Source organism: Micromonospora sp. SD19 (assembly GCF_054462275.1).
On record NZ_JBTLMN010000011.1, the window covers coordinates 203,941 to 220,694 of the forward strand.

The window sequence follows — 16,754 nt, forward strand, 5'->3', positions numbered from 1 at the left end:
CCCGAAACACTGCTGTAGACATTTATGATCTTCTGATGCAGACGACTGTGGATCGAACGGGACTCGGCAGACTCATCTCCGCGGCCGGGGGCAGCGCCGACGGCATCACGGCGGTGATCGACGACCTCGGGGCGGACGCCGTCGCCGCCACCGTGGTCCGCGAGCTGCTGCACCGGGCGGACGTGCCGGCGGGCCCCGACGTCGCCGTCCAGATGGGACTGCGGCACGGCGACGCGACGATCCGGTACGGGCTCCAGGTCGGGTCGGCGGGGGTCGCACACCTCCCCGAGCCCGTCGGGACGCCCGACGCGTCGCTGACCCAGGACCTCACCGAGGTGGTCCGCAGCCTGTTCGGGCCGCGCGGCGCGCAGTCCAGCGCGAGCCGGGTGGTCCACTGGGGGCACCTGGAGGACCCGTCGGCGTTCGACCGCCCACTGCCCGCCTACGACGTGGTCCGCCGACTCGTGGACGCGCTCGACCGGCCGTACGACATCGGCCTGGCCGAACTCTGCGTCCGCTACGGCTCCGACAAGTGGGGCCACCACACCTACCCCCGCCGGTACGAGCAGCACTTCGGCCCGCTGCGCGACCAGCCACTGACCATCCTGGAGATCGGGGTGGGCGGGTTCGGTGACCAGCACCGCGGCGGGGCGTCACTGGAGGTCTGGCGGCGCTACTTTCCCCGGGCGCTCGTCTACGGGCTCGACATCGTCGACAAGTCGCACCTCACCGACCAGCGGGTCACAGTGCTGCAGGGCGACCAGTCGTCCCCCGCCGACCTGGCCCGGGTGGTGGAGGTGATGGGCCGGCCGGACATCGTCATCGACGACGGCAGCCACGTCAGCGCCCACCTGCTCGCCTCGTTCGCCTCCCTCTTCCCCGTCCTGCGCCACGGCGGCCTGTACGTCATGGAGGACCTGCAGACGTCGTACTGGCCGACCTTCGGCGGTCGGGCCGGGACCTACGACGACCCGGCGACGAGCCTCGGGTTCCTCAAGACGCTCGTCGACGGCCTGCACCACGAGGAGATCGTCGGACGGACCCCTGCCTTCACCGACCCGGACATCGGGGGCGTGCACTTCTACCACAACCTGGCGTTCGTCGAGAAGGAGCGCAATCTGGACGGCGGAGCGCCGTCCTGGATTCCCCGGGGAGTGCGGCAACGCGCCGGCGTGTCGGACTGACAGCGGCGCGCGCGAGCCGTCTCAACCAGCGTCGCGCGCCTCCCGCTCGCCGTTCGCCCGGGACAACCGGCCCGGCCACCAGATCTTCGGCCCGATGTCGTACGCGAGCGCGGGCACCAGCAGCGAGCGGACGACGATGGTGTCGATCAGCACCCCGATCGCGACAGCGGTACCCAGCTCGACGAGCACCACAAGCGGCAGGACGGCGAGGGCGGAGAACGTCGCGGCGAGCACGATGCCGGCGGAGGTGATCACGCCGCCGGTGACGGCGAGACCGGAGAGCACCCCGGCGCGGGTGCCGCGCTTCACCGACTCCTCGCGGACCCGGCTCATCAGGAAGATGTTGTAGTCGATGCCGAGCGCGACCAGGAAGACGAACGCGAACAGCGGGAACGACGAGTCCACGCCGGGGAAGTCGAAGACGTGGCGGAACAGCAGCGCGCAGAGACCGAGGGTCGCCGCGAAGCTGAGCAGCACGGTGGCGATCAGCAGCACCGGAGCGAGCAGCGCGCGCAGCAGCAGGGCCAGGATGACCGCGATGACCACCAGCACCACCGGGATGATGACGTTCTGGTCGCGCTTCGCGGCGTCCGAGGTGTCCACGTTGATCGCGGTGAAGCCGCCGACCACCGCGTCCGCGCCGGGCACCTGGTGTACGGCGACCCGCAGCTCGCGGATGGCCCGTTCGGCGCCGTCGCTGTCGGGTGGGTCGGCCAGCGTGGCTTCCAACTGCACCCGCCCGTCGACGACCTTCGGGGCGGCGTTCGCCTCGGGTGGGCCGGTCTGCGGCCCGGTGGTGAGGGGGCGGACGTCGGCGACGCCGGGGACGTCCTTCGCGACCTGGGCGACCTGCCGGGCGGTCTGCTCGGTGGTGAAGATGGTGGCCGGGCTGCCGGTGCCGGCCGGGTAGTGCCGGGAGATCACTTCCTGGCCGTCCACCGAGTCGGTGCGCTGGGTGAAGAGGTCGGACTGGCCGAGGGTGGTGGCGCCGAGCTGGGTGAGGCCGAGCGTCAGCACTGCCAGCACCACGGCGGTGCTCAGCCAGATCGGCCGGGCGTGCCGGGCGACGAAGCCGGCGATGCGGCTCCAGATGCCGTGTTCGGCCCGTGGGTCGGCCTGGTCGGCTTCGGGCCGTCGGGGCCAGAACGCCCACCGCCCGCCGAGCACCAGCAGCGCGGGCAGGAAGGTGAGCATCACCAGCAGGGTGGCGCCGATGCCGATGGCGGCGACCGGGCCGAGCGCCCGGTTGGAGTTGAGGCTGGACAGCAGCAGGCAGAGCAGGCTGACGATGACGGTGCCGCCGGAGGCGATGATGGCCGGCGCGGCACCCTTCCAGGCGGCGCGCATGGCGTCCCAGGGCCGGTCGTGCTGGTGCAGCTCCTCCCGGTAGCGGGCGATCAGCAGCAGCGCGTAGTCGGTGCCGGCGCCGAAGACCAGCACGGTGAGGATGCCCTGGGCCTGCCCGTTGAGCTTGAGCACGTCCGCGTCGGCGAGCAGGTAGACGAAGACCGAGGCGAGGGCGTACGACATGCCGGCGGCGAGCAGCGGGAAAATCCAGAGGACCGGGCTGCGGTAGATGACCAGCAGGATGATCAGCACCACGACCAGGGTGACCAGCAGCAGTGGGCCGTCGATCGCCGAGAAGACCTCGATCAGGTCGGCGAGCAGGCCGGCCGGGCCGGAGACGTCGACGGTGAGGCCGTCCCGGTCGCCGCCGGTGATGTCGCGCAGTTGCTCGACGACCGCGCCGATCTCCTCGCCCTCGGCGTCGTCCACCGGCACGACGACCTGCAGTGCCTGGCCGTCCTCGCTCGGGATGGGCGGGGGCAGCGGGGTGACCACGCCGGGGATCTGGGCGAACCGGGCGATGTCGGCGCTGACCCGTTGCCGGTCCGCGTCGGTGATCCCGGAGCGCCGCTCGTAGACGACCAGCGCCGGGGTGGTCTGCCGGTCGACGAACTCGCCGGCGAGATCCTGGGCACGGGTCGCCTCGGCGTCGGTGGGCAGGAAGGCCGCGTTGTCGTTGGTGGCCACCTCGCTCAGACGTCCTGCGTACGGGCCGGACACGCCGCCGATCACCAACCAGGCCAGCACGACCGCCACCGCGATCAGCGTGGCCCTGCCGCCTCGTCCGGACATCCGCACTCACCTCAAGGATCGACGCATCAATCGACGCAGCGGGAGCCTCAGTCGACATCGACCATCCTGCCGGGCAGGCAGGTCCAGGGTGGGCGAAACAGGGTCACACACACGAAAACGCCCGTCGGCATCAGGCCGACGGGCGTTGGGTGGAGAAGCTCCCCCGATTGGACTCGAACCAATAACCTGCCGGTTAACAGCCGGCTGCTCTGCCAATTGAGCTACAGGGGATCGTGCACCGCCCGGAATCGGATCTCGCCGACGCCGTGCGACGGGACAAGAGTACAGGACTTTCCCCCGTGGCGGTCCAGTGGGTTACACCCGGACACCTGATGATCGACATCCGCAGGTCAGGTGCCACGACACATCGACATACAGGGTAAATCGCCATCCCGGCCCAGACATGCTTGAGCGGAGAGCAGGATGGGTAGTTAGCTGCGGACAGAGGACGCAGGCGCGAACAGGTCGCCTTCCGACGGGGCAACTCACCGGGAGGATGACGGCGCGTCAGGTACGGAAGGAGCCGCCATGCGCGGAAAGATCATGTTTCTTGGCGGGCTGGCTGCGGGATTCGTCCTGGGCGCCCGTGCCGGCCGGGAGAAGTACGAAGAGCTCGTGGTTCGGGGCCGCAAGGTGCTCGACCACCCGACCGTCCAGGAGGCGGCCGGGGTCGCGCAGGCCCAGGCCAACAAGCTCTACAGCGAGGGCAAGGACAAGCTCGGCCAGACCAAACTGGCCGAGAAGCTGGGCACCGGCAACGGCAGCACCGGCAAGCAGGAGCTGACCGCCGCCGACGACGCGTTCGCCGGCACGCCCGCCACCGTGGGCGCCAAGGCGGGCACCAGCACGGTCGGCACGACCTCCGGGTCGCCGTCGTCCACGAACCCCCGCACCAAGCCGTCCGGCTCGGGCACGAACGCCAGCACGCTCTGACCACACGCACGTACACGGGCCGGTCGCCGCAGGGCGACCGGCCCGTGGTCGGTCCGGGGTGCGATCAGTCCTTGCTGCTGAACGCCGCGTCGAAGGCGGCGCTCGGTGCGTCGAAGGCGAGCCGGCGGACGAACTGCAACGCCTCCGGGGCGCCGACCAGCCGGTCCATCCCCGCGTCTTCCCACTCGACCGAGATCGGGCCGGTGTAGCCGATCGCGTTCAACGCGCGGAAGCAGTCCTCCCAGGGCACGTCGCCGTGGCCGGTGGAGACGAAGTCCCACCCGCGGCGCAGGTCCGCCCAGGGCAGGTGCGAGGCGAGCCGGCCACGCCGGCCGTCCCCGGTACGCACCTTCGCGTCCTTGCAGTCCACGTGGTAGATGCGGTCGGCGAAGTCGAAGATGAAGTTCACCGGGTCCAGCTCCTGCCACACGAAGTGCGACGGGTCCCAGTTCAGCCCGAACGCGGGCCGGTTGCCGATCGCCTCCAGCGTCCGCTTCGTCGTCCAGTAGTCGTACGCGATCTCGCTGGGGTGCACCTCGTGGGCGAACCGCACCCCCACCTCGTCGAACACGTCGAGGATGGGGTTCCACCGGTCGGCGAAGTCCTGGTAGCCGCGCTCGATCATCGCCGGCGGCACCGGCGGGAACATCGCCAGGGTGTGCCAGATCGACGAACCGGTGAAGCCGACAACGGTCTTCACCCCGAGCTTCGCCGCCGCCCGCGCGGTGTCCTTGATCTCCTCGGCGGCCCGCTGGCGAACCCCCTCGGGCTCTCCGTCGCCCCAGATGCGGCCGGGCAGGATGTCCTGGTGCCGCTCGTCGATCGGGTGGTCGCAGACCGCCTGGCCGACGAGGTGGTTGGAGATCGTGAAGACCTGGAGGTTGTACTTCGCGAGGGTCTCCTTCTTCCGCTCGACGTACGAGTCGTCGGCGAGCGCCTTGTCGACCTCGAAGTGGTCGCCCCAGCAGGCGATCTCCAGACCGTCGTAGCCCCACTCGGAGGCGAGCCGGCAGACCTCCTCGAACGGAAGATCGGCCCACTGGCCGGTGAAGAGCGTGATGGGTCGCGCCATTGTCCTTCTCCCCTGTTGTGATGGGGATTCCCTGTGCGGACCGGGGCGAGGGGTGACCGGACGTACGCGGCGTTCGCGCGGTCACCGGTGGGTGCGGAACACACCTGGGCCCGGCGGGTTGCGCCTCCCACCGGGTCACCGGCCACCAGCACGGTCGCCGCCCTCAGCCTATTTCCGAGGTGCCCGATCGGGGAAGCCCTGGAGTCGACAGTTCATCCGATCATTTCCTCGGGGGCGGGCAGGACCGCCCGTACGGTGAAGCCCCCTCCGGCGCGCGGGCCGGCGGAGAAGGTGCCGCCGAGCCGCTCGGCGCGCCTGCGTACCCCGAGCAGACCTCGCCCGGCGACCTGGCTGCCGCCGCCTGCCGGGGCGGGCCCGGCGCCCTCGTCGCGGATCTCGATGGTGATGCCCGCGGCGTCGTAGCGCAGGCGGACCCCGACCGGAGCGCCCGGCGCGTGCCGGCAGGCGTTGGTCAGCGCTTCCTCGATGATCCGGTACGCCACCACGTCGACCGGGCCGGGCAGCGGCCGGGGTTGCCCGGCCATGCTCCACCGCACCGGTTGGCCGGCGGTGAAGCCCTCCACCAAGGCGTCGAGACGGTTCAGGCTGGGCGTCGGCTCGGACGGGTCGTCGGGCTCCTCCGCCCGGCCCAGCGCACCGAGCAGCTGATGGCCTCGCGCCAGCACCGTCCCACGCCACTGCGCGAACAACCCCATGCTGGTCAAGGTACGGCAGCCAGCTGTGAAGCGGTCGGCGGCGTCCACGCAATGTGCCGCATCCGAATGCCCCGGCAGCGGTGCGGGGATCAGCCCACACCGAGGCTCCGACTCCCCCGCAACCCCGCGCCCACGGCGGCCGGGCGAAGCGGTGATGGCGGGCCGGCGGGCGAAGCAGTGATGCCTCTGAGTCATCAGGATGACTCAGAGGCATCACGCTCGTTGGCGACACCGCTCGTCGCGCTTGTGCCGAGGCGGAGGGGCCGACGACGCGGGTCGCAGCCCCTCCGGGATCAGTCGGTCAGGGCAGGGTCCACTTCTGGTTGGCGGCGTTGAGGCAGGTCCAGAGGTGCACGATCGTGCTGTCGGCGGAGTTGTTGCCGGAGACGTCCAGGCACTTGCCCGACGACGGGTTGCGCAGGGTGCCGTCGGACTGCGCCGCCCAGTTCTGCGCGCCGGTGCCGTTGCACGTCCAGAGCTGGATCTTGGTGCCGTCGGCGGTGCCGCTGCCGTTGACGTCCAGGCACTTGCCGAGCGCCTTGATCGTCGAGTTCGGCGTCACCGTCCACGTCTGCGCCGCGCTGCTGTTGCAGGTGTAGATCTGGATCTGGGTGCCGTCGGCGGTGGCACCGTTGCGCACGTCCAGGCACTTGCCGGCGAGACCCTTGATCGGGCCGACCCCGGTGCTGCCGCCGCTCCCCTTGACCAGTGTGAAGTCGTCCACGTCGAAGAGCCCGGTGCCGCTACCGGTGAAGGTGAGATACAGGTTCTGGGTGCCGGACGGGACGTTGGACAGCGCCGTGGTGACGTTGGCGAAGGTCGTCCAACTGCCGGTGTTGGGCACGGCGACCGAGCCCAGCACCGGGCCGGTGGCCGAACCGGTGCGCACCTGGATGGTGCCGCCAGCGCCGCCGGAGACGACCCGGGACGTGAACGAGGTGACCCCGGTCAGGTTGACGCCGTTGTAGGCGGCCCAGTCGCCCGGGTCGATGTAGCCGATGGTCTGCCCGCCGTTGGCGCCCGCCTTGGTGAACGCGGAGACGCCGTTGGCCGCGCTGAACGTCTCGGCCTGGATCGTGGTGTTGCCGGTCGGCGGCGGCGTGGTGCCCAACTCCTTGATCCGGATGTTGCGGAACGAGGCGTCGTCACCGGTGCCGTGGTTCTGGATGCCGATGTGGCCGGCCAGCGATCGGACCGGGTTGGTGTTGGTGAAGTCGTTGATCTTCACGCCGTTCAGGAAGATCTGCAGCCGCTCCCCCTCGACCAGCAGTTCGTAGGTGTTCCACTCCCCCGGCGCGTTCAACGCCGCGTCGCGAGCGGCGATGTCGGCGGACTTGAAGGTGTAGACCGCGCCGGTGGTGCGGTCGGTCGCGTCGGTGGCGTCGATCTGGATCTCGTAACCGTTGTCGACCGCCGACCACGGGTCACTCGACGGTGGGAAACCGATGAAGATGCCGGAGTTGTCGTCACCGGCCAGCTTCCAGTCCAGCTTCAAAGAGTAGTTGGTGAACTGCTTGGCGTTGTACCAGAACAACCCCATGCCGCCGACCGAGGTCAGGGTGGCGTCGGAGTTGGTGAAGCTGCCCGGGCCGGCCTGTGACCAACCGGCCGTCGAGCCGTTGAACAGCGGGGTGTAGCCGGTCTCGGGCCGGCAGTCGGCCTTGCTCCGACCGGAGGCGTACCGGATGCCGCCGAGCAGGTGGTTGCGGAACGCCGGCTCCGCGTACGACGCCTGGGTGTGCCCCGCGCCGGTGTAGAAGGACCGGCCGCCGCTGTAGCTCTTGCACCAGCTCAGCGGGTGGTCGGCACCCATGCCGCCGCCGGAGTACGACGACTCGTCAAGGGTGGCCAGCACGTGCGCGGTCGACCGGGCGTTGGTGCGGTAGTTGTACCACTCGTCGGTGCGGGTCCAGGTCTGCGGCAGATGCCCGGTCGCCGCGTGGCCCCGGTCCTCCACCTTCATGTTGGCCTGCTGGATCGCCGGGTGCGAGGCGAACCACGCGCCCACCAGGTTGCCGTAGAACGGCCAGTCGTACTCGGTGTCGGCGGCGGCGTGCACACCCACGTACCCGCGACCGGAGCCGATGTACGACTCGAAGGCGGTCTGCTGGCTGGCGTTGAGCACGTCGCCGGTGGTGTTGAGGAAGACGACCGCCTCGTACTGGTTCAGGTTGCTGGTGGTGAACGCGGCGGCGTCCTCGGTCGCGGTGACGGTGAAGTTGTTCGCCGCGCCCAGGTCGCGGATGGTCTGGATGCCGACCGGGATCGCGTCGTGCCGGAAACCGGCGGTCTTGGAGAACACCAGCACGTCGTACGGGGCGTCGGCGGCGCTGGCCGGGGTGGCCGGGGTGGTACAGGCGATGACGGCGAGTGCGGCCATTGCCGCACCGAGGACGGGTCGCAGGCGTCTGCGCATATCGCTCTCCTAATTGCGGTTAGGAGGGGCCCCTCGCACCACACTAGGCGTTGTCGAAGGGCCCCTCCCGCCAGCTCAGGGCAGGGTCCACTTTTGGTTGGCGGCACCGCTGACACAGGTCCACAGGTGGACCACGGTGCTGTCGGCGGAGCTGTTACCGGAGACATCGAGGCACTTGCCGGACGACGGGTTGCGGAGCGTGCCGTCGGCCTGGGCGGCCCAGTTCTGCGCGGCCGTGCCGTTGCAGGTCCAGAGCTGGATCTTGGTGCCGTCCGCGGTGCCGGCACCCGAGACGTCCAGGCACTTGCCCAACGACTTGATCGTCGAGTTCGCGGTGACCGCCCAGGTCTGCGCCGCGCTGCCGTTGCAGGTGTAGATCTGGATCTGCGTGCCGTCGGCGGTGGCGGCGCCCCGCACGTCCAGGCACTTGCCGCCAAGGCCCTTGATCGGCCCGGTCCCGCTGGCCGGCGGCGTGCCGGTGACGAAGGTGAACGCGTCCAGGTCGTAGAGCGCCCCGGTGCCCGACCCGGCGAAGGTCAGGTAGAGGGTGGTCGTGCCGGTCGGCGGATTGCTGATCGTCCCGGTGACGGTGGTGAAGGTTTCCCAGCCGCCGGTGACCGGGACCGTGGCCGAGCCGAGCACCGTGCCGGTGGCCGAGCCGGCCCGGACCTGGAGGGTGCCACCGGCACCCGCCGAGGAGACCCGGGCGTTGAACGAGGTCACGTTGCCCAGTCGGTACGGCTGGAAGGCGATCCAGTCGCCGTTGTTGATGTCACCGACGGTCTTGCCACCCTCGGCCGGGGTCTTGCTGAACACGTTGATCCCCGACGAGGTGGCGTAGAACTCGGCCTGACGGTGCCGCGGCGGCAGCGTGTGCTGGGTGTGCGTGGTCAGCCCACCGGCGTCGGTGTACTCCGCGTCGAAGATCGCGAAGATGTTCGCCGCGTCGTCGTGCTCGCCGTCGACCGGGATGGTGATCGATCCCGAGCAACCGGTCTTCGAGGTGATCTGGTGCCCGTGCTGGTCGTGCCCGAGCACGTAGGTCATCTTGACCTTGGTGCAGTCGATGGTGCCGTCCTCCGGGTCGGTCACCGTGATGCTGTACGGCACGGTGTCCCCGAAGCTGAACAGCTGACCGTTACCCGGGTTGTTGATCGTGACCGTGGGCGCGGTGTTGCCGACACTGATCTGCACGCTGCTGCTGCCGGTGGCGCCCTGCGGGTCCCGCACCGTCAACGTGGCGGTGTAGGTGCCGTTGGCGTTGTACGTCTTCGACGGGTTCGCCGAGGTGGAGGTGGTTCCGTCACCGAACGCCCACGAGTAGGTGAGCGCGCCGCCCTCGGGGTCGGACGAGCCGGCCGAGGAGAACGCCACGGTGAGCGGGGCTGCCCCGGACGTGCGGTTGGCGCTGGCCTTAGCGGTGGGCGCCCGGTTGCCGCCACCGACGTAGTCGAAGCGGTAGAGCGCCGAGTTGGCGTCACCGTTGAAGTAGCCGGTGCCGTAGTCGAGCACGTAGTACGCGCCGTCCGGGCCGAACGCGGAGTCCATCACCTGCTTGCCGACCCAGGGGAAGGTGTCGATGGCGCCCCGGGAGCCGTCGGAGTTGACGTGGATCGGCTTGATCCAGCCGCGGCCGAACTCGGTGGCGAAGAACTGCCCGTCGAACGACTGCGGGAACTTGGTGGTGGAGGTCGACGAGGCGTTGTACCGGTAGACCGGACCGCCCATCGGCGACTCGGAGCCACCGCCGAACTCGGTCGGGGTGCCGGCGTCGCCGGCGTACCGGATCCAGGCCGGCTGGGCCGGCGGCAGGGTGGTCAGGCCGGTGTTGCGGAACGAGTTGTTCGTCGGCCCGCCGGTGCAGTTGTACTTCGCGCCGCTGGTGTTCGTCGCGAAGTCCCACTCGTTGTACGTCTCGGTGCTGGTGTTGGTGCCGGTGCAGTACGGCCAGCCGTAGTTGCCCGGTGCGGCGACCCGGTTGAACTCGACCTGGCCGGACGGCCCTCGGGTGGAGCTGGTGGAGCCGGCGTCCGGCCCGTAGTCACCGACGTAGACCACCCCGGTGGCCTTGTCCACGCTGATCCGGAACGGGTTGCGGAACCCCATCGCGTAGATCTCCGGCCGGGTCTTGGCCGTGCCGGGGGCGAACAGGTTGCCCGACGGGATGGAGTACGTGCCGTTGGCGTTCACCTTGATCCGCAGGATCTTGCCGCGCAGGTCGTTGGTGTTGCCGGCGCTGCGCTGCGCGTCGTACGCGGGGTTGCGGTTGGTCCGCTCGTCCAGCGGCGAGTAGCCGGCGGACTCGAACGGGTTGGTGTCGTCGCCGGTGGACAGGTAGAGGTTGCCGGCGGCGTCGAAGTCGATGTCCCCACCGACGTGGCAGCACAGGCCCCGGTTGGCCGGCACGTCGAGCACGTCGACCTTGCTGGACTGGTTGAGCGTGAAGTCCGCGTTGAGGGTGAACCGGGAGAGCCGGTTGACGCCGTTCCAGGCCGAGAAGTCGGTGCCGGTGGCCGGCGCGTCACCGCCGGGGGTGGAGAGCGGCGGGGCGTAGTAGAGGTAGATGTACCGGTTGCTGGCGAAGCCCGGGTCGACCCCGACGCCCTGCAACCCCTCCTCGTCGTGGGTGTAGACCGACAGGGTGCCGATCACGCTGGTGGTGCCGCCCGCGTCGGTGCGGCGCAGGGTGCCGTTGCGGGCGGTGTGCAGGACCGAGCGGTCCGGCAACACCGCCAGGGACATCGGCTCACCCATGTCGGTCACGCCGCGGGCCAACTCGACCTGCTGGAAGTCGCTGGCGACGATGGTGTGCGCCTGCGCGGGGGCCGAGCTGGCGGCGAGTGTGACAGTGCCGGCGGCGACCGCGAGCAGCAGTGCCGATCCGGCGGAGAACCATCGTCGGGACCGTTGTCTGAAAACGTCCTTCATGGACATCTGTGCTGCCCCTTCCTGACGAGTGACTGCCAGGCCGGGCGCGCGCCGTCGCGCCGGATGCCGTAGCGGTGGTGGGGGTCGATGGGTTACCGCGCCGCCGGTTCACCTCGACGAAACATTGTCGTGTTGGTCACGACACTAAGTCCCATGTGTCGATGTGTCTATATCTTCCGGCGGTTCAGCATCAACTTTCGTCGATTTGATCGAAAGTCGCCGGTCAGGCGCGTCGGTCGATCGCCTGCCCGGCCAGCTCGACCAGGGCCACGCGGGCCTCGTCGGCCACCACCGCGCTCTGTAGGGCGGACAGCGCGGCCGCCGTCCGGACCCGGATCATCTGCTCGATCCGCTCCCGCGCGCCGGTCGCCTCGATGATCTCGCGCAACTCCGCCGCGCCCTCGGCGTCCAACGCCGGGTTGCCGAACAGCTCCCGCAGCCGGACGGTCTGCGACCGGTCGGCGGCGCTGCGGGCCAGCGCCATCATGACCGTCGGCTTGCCCTCACGCAGGTCGTCCAGGACCGACTTCCCGGTGACCGCCGGATCACCGAAGACGCCCAGCACGTCGTCACGGAGCTGGAAAGCGTCACCCAGCGGGTCACCGAACTCGCCCAGCGCGGCGATCAGCTCCGGTCCCGCGCCGGCCAGGGCCGCGCCGATCTGCAAGGGTCGGGTGACCGTGTACCGGGCGGCCTTCATCCGGATCACGGTGAGCGCGCTGGCCACCGAGCCGTCCCCGACGCCCGAGACCAGGTCCAGGTACTCCCCCGCGATCACCTCGGTACGCATCAGCGCGAACACGCCGTAACCCCGGTGCACCTGCTCGGTGCTCAGCCCGCACTCGTGGAACATCTGATCCGACCACGCGGCGCAGAGGTCCCCGCAGAGCAGCGCGGTGTTGCGGCCGTACGCCTCGGGGTCACCCCGCCACGACGAGCGGGCGTGCAGGTCGGCGAAGAGCCGGTGCACCGACGGCTCACCGCGGCGGCGGTCGCTGCCGTCCAGGATGTCGTCGTGGATGAGCGCGAACGCGTGGAACAGCTCCAGGGCGGCGGCCGCCACCACGATCGGGGTGCCGTCGGCCGCCCCCGCGCCACGCCAGCCCCAGTAGCAGAAGAGCGGTCGCAACCGCTTGCCACCGGCCAGCACGAACCGTTGCAGGGCGGTGAACACGCCACGCGGTGCGCCGTCGGGCCAGTCCGGGCCCTGCCGCTCGAGGAACCCGGCCAGTTCCGCGTCGAAGCGTGCCCGCAGCCCGCTGGTGTCGGTGGGCGCGACGGTCACCGTCATGTCCGCTCCCCTGAACCGCTCGCGCCGTCGACGCCTAATCCGGCCAGCTCCAGCAGCAGCGCCTTGACCTCGGTGGCCGCGATCTTGTCGCGGGCCGCGGTCGGGTCGGAGCAGAGCAGCACCGGGGCGTCGGCCGGGTCGTCCGGCAGCCGCCCGTGCGAACCGCGCACCGCCCGCGCGCCGGCGTCCAGGCCGACAGCGCTCATCAGGTAGCGCATGCCGAGCTTCTTGCGAGCCAGCGCGACCCCGGCCCGGGCCTTCGCGGCACCGGGGTTGGCCGGGTCGAAGAACAACTCCGCCGGGTCGTAACCCGGCTTGCGGTGAATCTCCACCAGCCGGGCGAAGTCCGGCGCCCGGGCGTCGTCCAACCAGTAGTAGTACGTGAACCAGGCGTCCGGTTCGGCCACGAGCACCAGCTCACCGGCGCGCGGGTGGTCCAGCCCGTGCGCGGCCTTGCCGTCGGCGTCGAGCACCTCGGCCACCCCGGGCAGGTTGGCGCAGAGCTTCGCCACCGCCGCGACGTCGGCCGGGTCCTTGACGTAGACGTGCGCCACCTGGTGGTCGGCGACAGCGAACGCCTTCGACGTCCACGGATCGAGGTACTCCATGCCGGCCTGGGTGTGCACCCGTAACAGCCCTTCGGCGCGCAGTAACCGGTTGACGTCCACCGGCCGGGACACGTCGGTGATGCCGTACTCCGACAGCACCACCACAGTGGCGTCCCGGGCCCGGGCGGCGTCCAGCAGCGGGCCGAGGACGGCGTCCAGCTCGGCCGCCGCCGCGGCGGCCTCGGCCGACGAGGGGCCGAAACGTTGCAGGTCGTAGTCCAGGTGCGGCACGTAGACCAGCGTCAGGTCGGGTGACACGTCGGCGAGGATCTGCTCGGCCGCCTGGCAGATCCACCGTGACGACGGCAATCCGGCCGTCGGCCCCCAGTAGGTGAACAGCGGGAACGTGCCCAACCGCCCGGTGAGCGCGTCGTGCAGCTCCGGCGGGTCGGTGTAGCAGTCCGGCTCCTTGCGCCCGTCGGCGTAGTAGACCGGCCGGGGCGTGACGGTCCAGTTCACGTCGGCGCCCATGGCGTACCACCAGCAGACGTTGGCCACCGTGTAGCCGGGTTCGGCCCGGCGGGCGGCCTGCCAGAGCTTGTCCCCGCCGACCAGCGCGTTGTGCTGCCGCCACAGCAACACCTCGCCCAGTTCCCGGAAGTACCACCCGTTGCCGACGATCCCGTGCCCGCTGGGCGGCTCGCCGGTGAGGAAGGTGGACTGCACCGAGCAGGTCACGGCGGGCAGCACGGTGCCCAGCTCGGCCCGGAAGCCGCCGTCGGCGACTCCCCGCAGTCGCGGCATGTGCGCCAGTAGTCGGGGCGTCAACCCCACCACGTCGAGGACCACCAGTCGCCGGCTCATCGCGTCACTCCCATACTCACGGATCGCTGCGCGGTCAGGCCGAGGCCGACCAGTTCGTCGCGGGCGAAGGCCAGTTCCGCGGCGATACCGGCGGCCAGCTCCGCATCGGTGCCGGGCCGTCGGGCGGCCGGCAGCACCCCCCAGGTGTACGTCTCGACGTCGAGGTGGTCGCAGCCGGCGGTCGGACCCTCGAAGAGCGCTCTCAGGGCCGCGCGGAGCACCGGCAGGGTCGAGCCGAGCGGTTCCTCGGGCGGGGCGTGCAGGGGCACGTGGTAGTGCACCCGCCACGGGCCGGGGAGCGCCCGGTCCAGCGCCTCGTCCAGGTCGTCGGCCGCGTACGCCGGGTCGGCCGGGTCGGAAAGACCGGCACAACCGGCGCCCCGGGTCTGGTGCAGGAAGCGGGGCTCCACCCAGCGGCGCAGCGCCTCGGCCCCACCCTCCGGGTCGGCGGCCTCGACGGCGGCCGACACCTGCACCTTCACCACCGGAAGGCCGGCGGCCCGCAGCCGTTCCAGCGCCTCGGCGGGCTCCTCCCAGGCGCAGGCCAGATGGGCCAGGTCGACACAGACACCCAACCGGTCGGTGTCCATTCCGGACAGCAACGCGGCGGCCTGAGCGGTGCTCTCCACGACACAACCGGGCTCCGGCTCGACGGCGATGCGCACCTCACGGCCGGTGTCCCGCTGCACCGTGGCCAGGCCGGCGGCGAGCTGGTCCAGTCGCTGTCGCGCCGCGTCCGCGCGGCCGGTGTCCCACGGTTGCCGCCAGGCCAGCGGCAGGGTGGAGATCGAACCCCGGGCCGCGTCGTCGGGCAGCAGGTCGGCGAGCACCCGGGCCAGGTCCAGTGTGTACGTCAGACGCTGCTCGGTGGTCCAGTCCGGGTGGTACACGTCCTGCTTCACCACCGGCGCCTGGAAGGCCGCGTACGGGAAGCCATTGAGGGTGACCACCTCCAGACCGCGCGCGTCCAGTTCGGCGCGGAGCCGGCGGCGCAGCGTCGGGTCGGCGGCCAGCTCGGCGGCGACCGGGGCGGCCAGCCACAGGCCGAGCCCGAGCAGGTCACTGCCGAGCGCCTGACGCACCGGCAGGGCGTAGGTGTCCAGTTGGCCGAGGATGCCGGCGAGGTCCTCGGCGGGGTGCACGTTGGTGCAGTAGCCGAGGTGGACGGTCTCGCCGCCGGCGTGTCGCAGCCGCATCAGCTACCGCCGCGCAGGATCGAGTTGCCGGTCTGCGGGTCCACGGCGGCACTGACGTCCAGGTCGCTGAGGTCGAGCCGCCCCGACTGCCCGTAGAACTCCACCGGGTTGCGCCACAACACCGTGTCGACGTCGTCGTCGCTGAAGCCGGCCGCCAGCATCGCCTCGCCGGTAGCCCGGGTCAGCAGCGGGTCGGAGCGCCCCCAGTCGGCCGCCGAGTTGACGAGCATCCGGTCCGTGCCGTACTCGCGCAGCAGCTCCACCATCCGCTGCGGGGTCATCTTGGTGTCCGGGTAGATCGAGAAGCCCAGCCAGCAGCCGCTGTCCCTGACGAGCTTGACGGTCACCTCGTTGAGGTGGTCGACCACCACGCGACCCGCGTCGATGCCGGACTCGGCGACCACGGCGAGGGTCCGCTCGCAGCCGCGCGCCTTGTCCCGGTGCGGGGTGTGCACCAGCGCCGGCAGGTCGTACGCCACAGCGAGGGCGAGCTGCGCGGCGAACGCCTCGTCCTCCTCGGGCGTCATCGAGTCGTACCCGATCTCGCCGACCGCGACCACCGCGTCCTTGTCCAGGTAGCGGGGCAGCAGGTCGAGGACCGGACGGCAGCGCGGGTCGTTGGCCTCCTTGGGGTTCAGCGCGATGGTGGCGAAGTGGCGCACCCCGAACTGCCCGGCCCGGAACGGCTCCCAACCGATCAGCGAGTCGAAGTAGTCGGTGAACGAGGCCGCGCTGGTGCGCGGTTGCCCCAGCCAGAACGCCGGTTCCACCACCGCGCGCACGCCGGCGGCGGCCATCCGTTCGTAGTCGTCGGTGGTGCGTGAGGTCATGTGGATGTGGGGGTCGAAGATGCGCATGTCACGCCTCCCGGGGCAGTGCGGCGGTGAGCCGGTGGAGCAGGTCGGTGGCGTCGGCGGGCAGGTCCCGGCCGGCGGCGTGCCGTTCGGCGGCGAGCGCGGCCAGCATCGCGGCCAGTTCGCCGTCGGCCCGGGTGTCCAGGTCGGCCACCGCGGCCAGGGGGACGCCGCTGAACACGCACTTGAGCACCGCCTGTCGCCAGGCGGCCGGGTCGAGGTGCCGGGCGTACGGGCCGAGCGCGGCGGCAACCAGCCGGGTGTCGTTGGTCCGGATCGCGTCGTGCAGCAACGGCACGCCGGCGGCGCCGATCGGCAGCAGCGACAGGGCCCGCAGCACGGCTCGCCGCTCGGCCGCGTCACCGTGCTGGTAGAGGCGCTCGGCGTACTCCGCGTGCTCGCCGGGCAGGCTGGTCAGCAGCAGCACCCGGGCCGCGTCGTCGGCGGTCCAGCCGGGGGCGTCGGGCAGCGCGGCCCGGCCGCAGCGGCGGCCGACGGCGGGGAAGAGCCGGGTGATCGCGGTGGGCTCGGTGGTGACCCGGCGCAACGCCGTGTCCAGCCAGTCGGGATCGGGTACGCCTCCCAGCGCGGCCCGTAGTGAATCCGGTGTCAT

The 16,754-nt window shown here is 70.9% G+C and carries 12 protein-coding genes and 1 tRNA gene; 2 read left to right on the top strand and 11 right to left on the bottom strand.

Going from position 1 to position 16,754, the window contains the following annotated elements:
• Positions 1–35: 35 nt before the first annotated feature.
• Entirely contained in the window at positions 36–1,184 is a 1,149-nt protein-coding gene (locus ACX27O_RS28690; protein WP_458940399.1) for a class I SAM-dependent methyltransferase, read from the top strand.
• Positions 1,185–1,205: 21 nt separating this feature from the next.
• Here the strand turns inward: ACX27O_RS28690 and ACX27O_RS28695 are convergent, their stop codons facing one another.
• Positions 1,206–3,323: an MMPL family transporter gene (locus tag ACX27O_RS28695; RefSeq protein ID WP_458940400.1), complete on the bottom strand. Its 2,118-nt coding sequence runs from the start codon at positions 3,321–3,323 to the stop codon at positions 1,206–1,208.
• Between the two features lie 158 nt (positions 3,324–3,481).
• Positions 3,482–3,554 (bottom strand) — tRNA-Asn (locus ACX27O_RS28700).
• 297 nt (positions 3,555–3,851) lie between these two features.
• Here ACX27O_RS28700 and ACX27O_RS28705 point away from each other — a divergent pair.
• A complete protein-coding gene (locus ACX27O_RS28705; RefSeq protein ID WP_030330394.1) occupies positions 3,852–4,256 on the top strand; it encodes a hypothetical protein in 405 nt (134 codons plus the stop codon).
• Positions 4,257–4,320: 64 nt separating this feature from the next.
• Here the strand turns inward: ACX27O_RS28705 and ACX27O_RS28710 are convergent, their stop codons facing one another.
• From ACX27O_RS28710 to ACX27O_RS28750, 9 genes are all read right to left on the bottom strand, one after another.
• A complete protein-coding gene (locus tag ACX27O_RS28710; RefSeq protein ID WP_210865393.1) occupies positions 4,321–5,328 on the bottom strand; it encodes a sugar phosphate isomerase/epimerase family protein in 1,008 nt (335 codons plus the stop codon).
• Between the two features lie 212 nt (positions 5,329–5,540).
• Positions 5,541–6,044 carry a sensor histidine kinase gene (locus ACX27O_RS28715; RefSeq protein ID WP_210865392.1) on the bottom strand — a complete coding sequence of 168 codons (504 nt, stop codon included), beginning with the start codon at positions 6,042–6,044 and terminating at the stop codon, positions 5,541–5,543.
• Between the two features lie 301 nt (positions 6,045–6,345).
• Positions 6,346–8,460 (bottom strand): ThuA domain-containing protein, encoded by a 2,115-nt coding sequence (locus tag ACX27O_RS28720; protein WP_210865391.1) that lies wholly within the window; start codon positions 8,458–8,460, stop codon positions 6,346–6,348.
• A 75-nt stretch (positions 8,461–8,535) separates the two neighbouring features.
• Positions 8,536–11,388: a PQQ-dependent sugar dehydrogenase gene (locus ACX27O_RS28725; protein WP_458940401.1), complete on the bottom strand. Its 2,853-nt coding sequence runs from the start codon at positions 11,386–11,388 to the stop codon at positions 8,536–8,538.
• Between the two features lie 223 nt (positions 11,389–11,611).
• Complete coding sequence (locus tag ACX27O_RS28730) at positions 11,612–12,679, bottom strand: polyprenyl synthetase family protein (RefSeq protein ID WP_458940402.1); 1,068 nt, start codon at positions 12,677–12,679, stop codon at positions 11,612–11,614.
• Complete coding sequence (locus ACX27O_RS28735) at positions 12,676–14,091, bottom strand: alkaline phosphatase family protein (protein WP_030330400.1); 1,416 nt, start codon at positions 14,089–14,091, stop codon at positions 12,676–12,678. The genes ACX27O_RS28730 and ACX27O_RS28735 overlap by 4 nt, the downstream gene beginning before the upstream one ends.
• Positions 14,088–15,287: a metabolite traffic protein EboE gene (eboE, locus tag ACX27O_RS28740; RefSeq protein WP_458940403.1), complete on the bottom strand. Its 1,200-nt coding sequence runs from the start codon at positions 15,285–15,287 to the stop codon at positions 14,088–14,090. Before eboE ends, ACX27O_RS28735 begins: the two co-directional genes overlap by 4 nt.
• Positions 15,287–16,144: a TatD family hydrolase gene (locus ACX27O_RS28745; RefSeq protein ID WP_030330402.1), complete on the bottom strand. Its 858-nt coding sequence runs from the start codon at positions 16,142–16,144 to the stop codon at positions 15,287–15,289. Before ACX27O_RS28745 ends, eboE begins: the two co-directional genes overlap by 1 nt.
• A 1-nt stretch (position 16,145) precedes the next feature.
• Complete coding sequence (locus ACX27O_RS28750) at positions 16,146–16,754, bottom strand: EboA domain-containing protein (RefSeq protein WP_210865388.1); 609 nt, start codon at positions 16,752–16,754, stop codon at positions 16,146–16,148.

What these genes read in the sequence shown, in the direction of transcription:
- ACX27O_RS28720 (WP_210865391.1), bottom strand. Translation starts at nt 8,460, where the DNA reads ATGCGCAGACGCCTGCGACCCGTCCTCGGTGCGGCAATGGCCGCACTC.
- ACX27O_RS28730 (WP_458940402.1), bottom strand. Translation starts at nt 12,679, where the DNA reads ATGACGGTGACCGTCGCGCCCACCGACACCAGCGGGCTGCGGGCACGC.
- eboE (WP_458940403.1), bottom strand. Translation starts at nt 15,287, where the DNA reads ATGCGGCTGCGACACGCCGGCGGCGAGACCGTCCACCTCGGCTACTGC.
- ACX27O_RS28745 (WP_030330402.1), bottom strand. Translation starts at nt 16,144, where the DNA reads ATGCGCATCTTCGACCCCCACATCCACATGACCTCACGCACCACCGAC.
- ACX27O_RS28725 (WP_458940401.1), bottom strand. Translation starts at nt 11,388, where the DNA reads ATGAAGGACGTTTTCAGACAACGGTCCCGACGATGGTTCTCCGCCGGA.
- ACX27O_RS28750 (WP_210865388.1), bottom strand. Translation starts at nt 16,754, where the DNA reads ATGACACCGGATTCACTACGGGCCGCGCTGGGAGGCGTACCCGATCCC.
- ACX27O_RS28695 (WP_458940400.1), bottom strand. Translation starts at nt 3,323, where the DNA reads ATGTCCGGACGAGGCGGCAGGGCCACGCTGATCGCGGTGGCGGTCGTG.
- ACX27O_RS28715 (WP_210865392.1), bottom strand. Translation starts at nt 6,044, where the DNA reads ATGGGGTTGTTCGCGCAGTGGCGTGGGACGGTGCTGGCGCGAGGCCAT.
- ACX27O_RS28705 (WP_030330394.1), top strand. Translation starts at nt 3,852, where the DNA reads ATGCGCGGAAAGATCATGTTTCTTGGCGGGCTGGCTGCGGGATTCGTC.
- ACX27O_RS28690 (WP_458940399.1), top strand. Translation starts at nt 36, where the DNA reads ATGCAGACGACTGTGGATCGAACGGGACTCGGCAGACTCATCTCCGCG.
- ACX27O_RS28735 (WP_030330400.1), bottom strand. Translation starts at nt 14,091, where the DNA reads ATGAGCCGGCGACTGGTGGTCCTCGACGTGGTGGGGTTGACGCCCCGA.
- ACX27O_RS28710 (WP_210865393.1), bottom strand. Translation starts at nt 5,328, where the DNA reads ATGGCGCGACCCATCACGCTCTTCACCGGCCAGTGGGCCGATCTTCCG.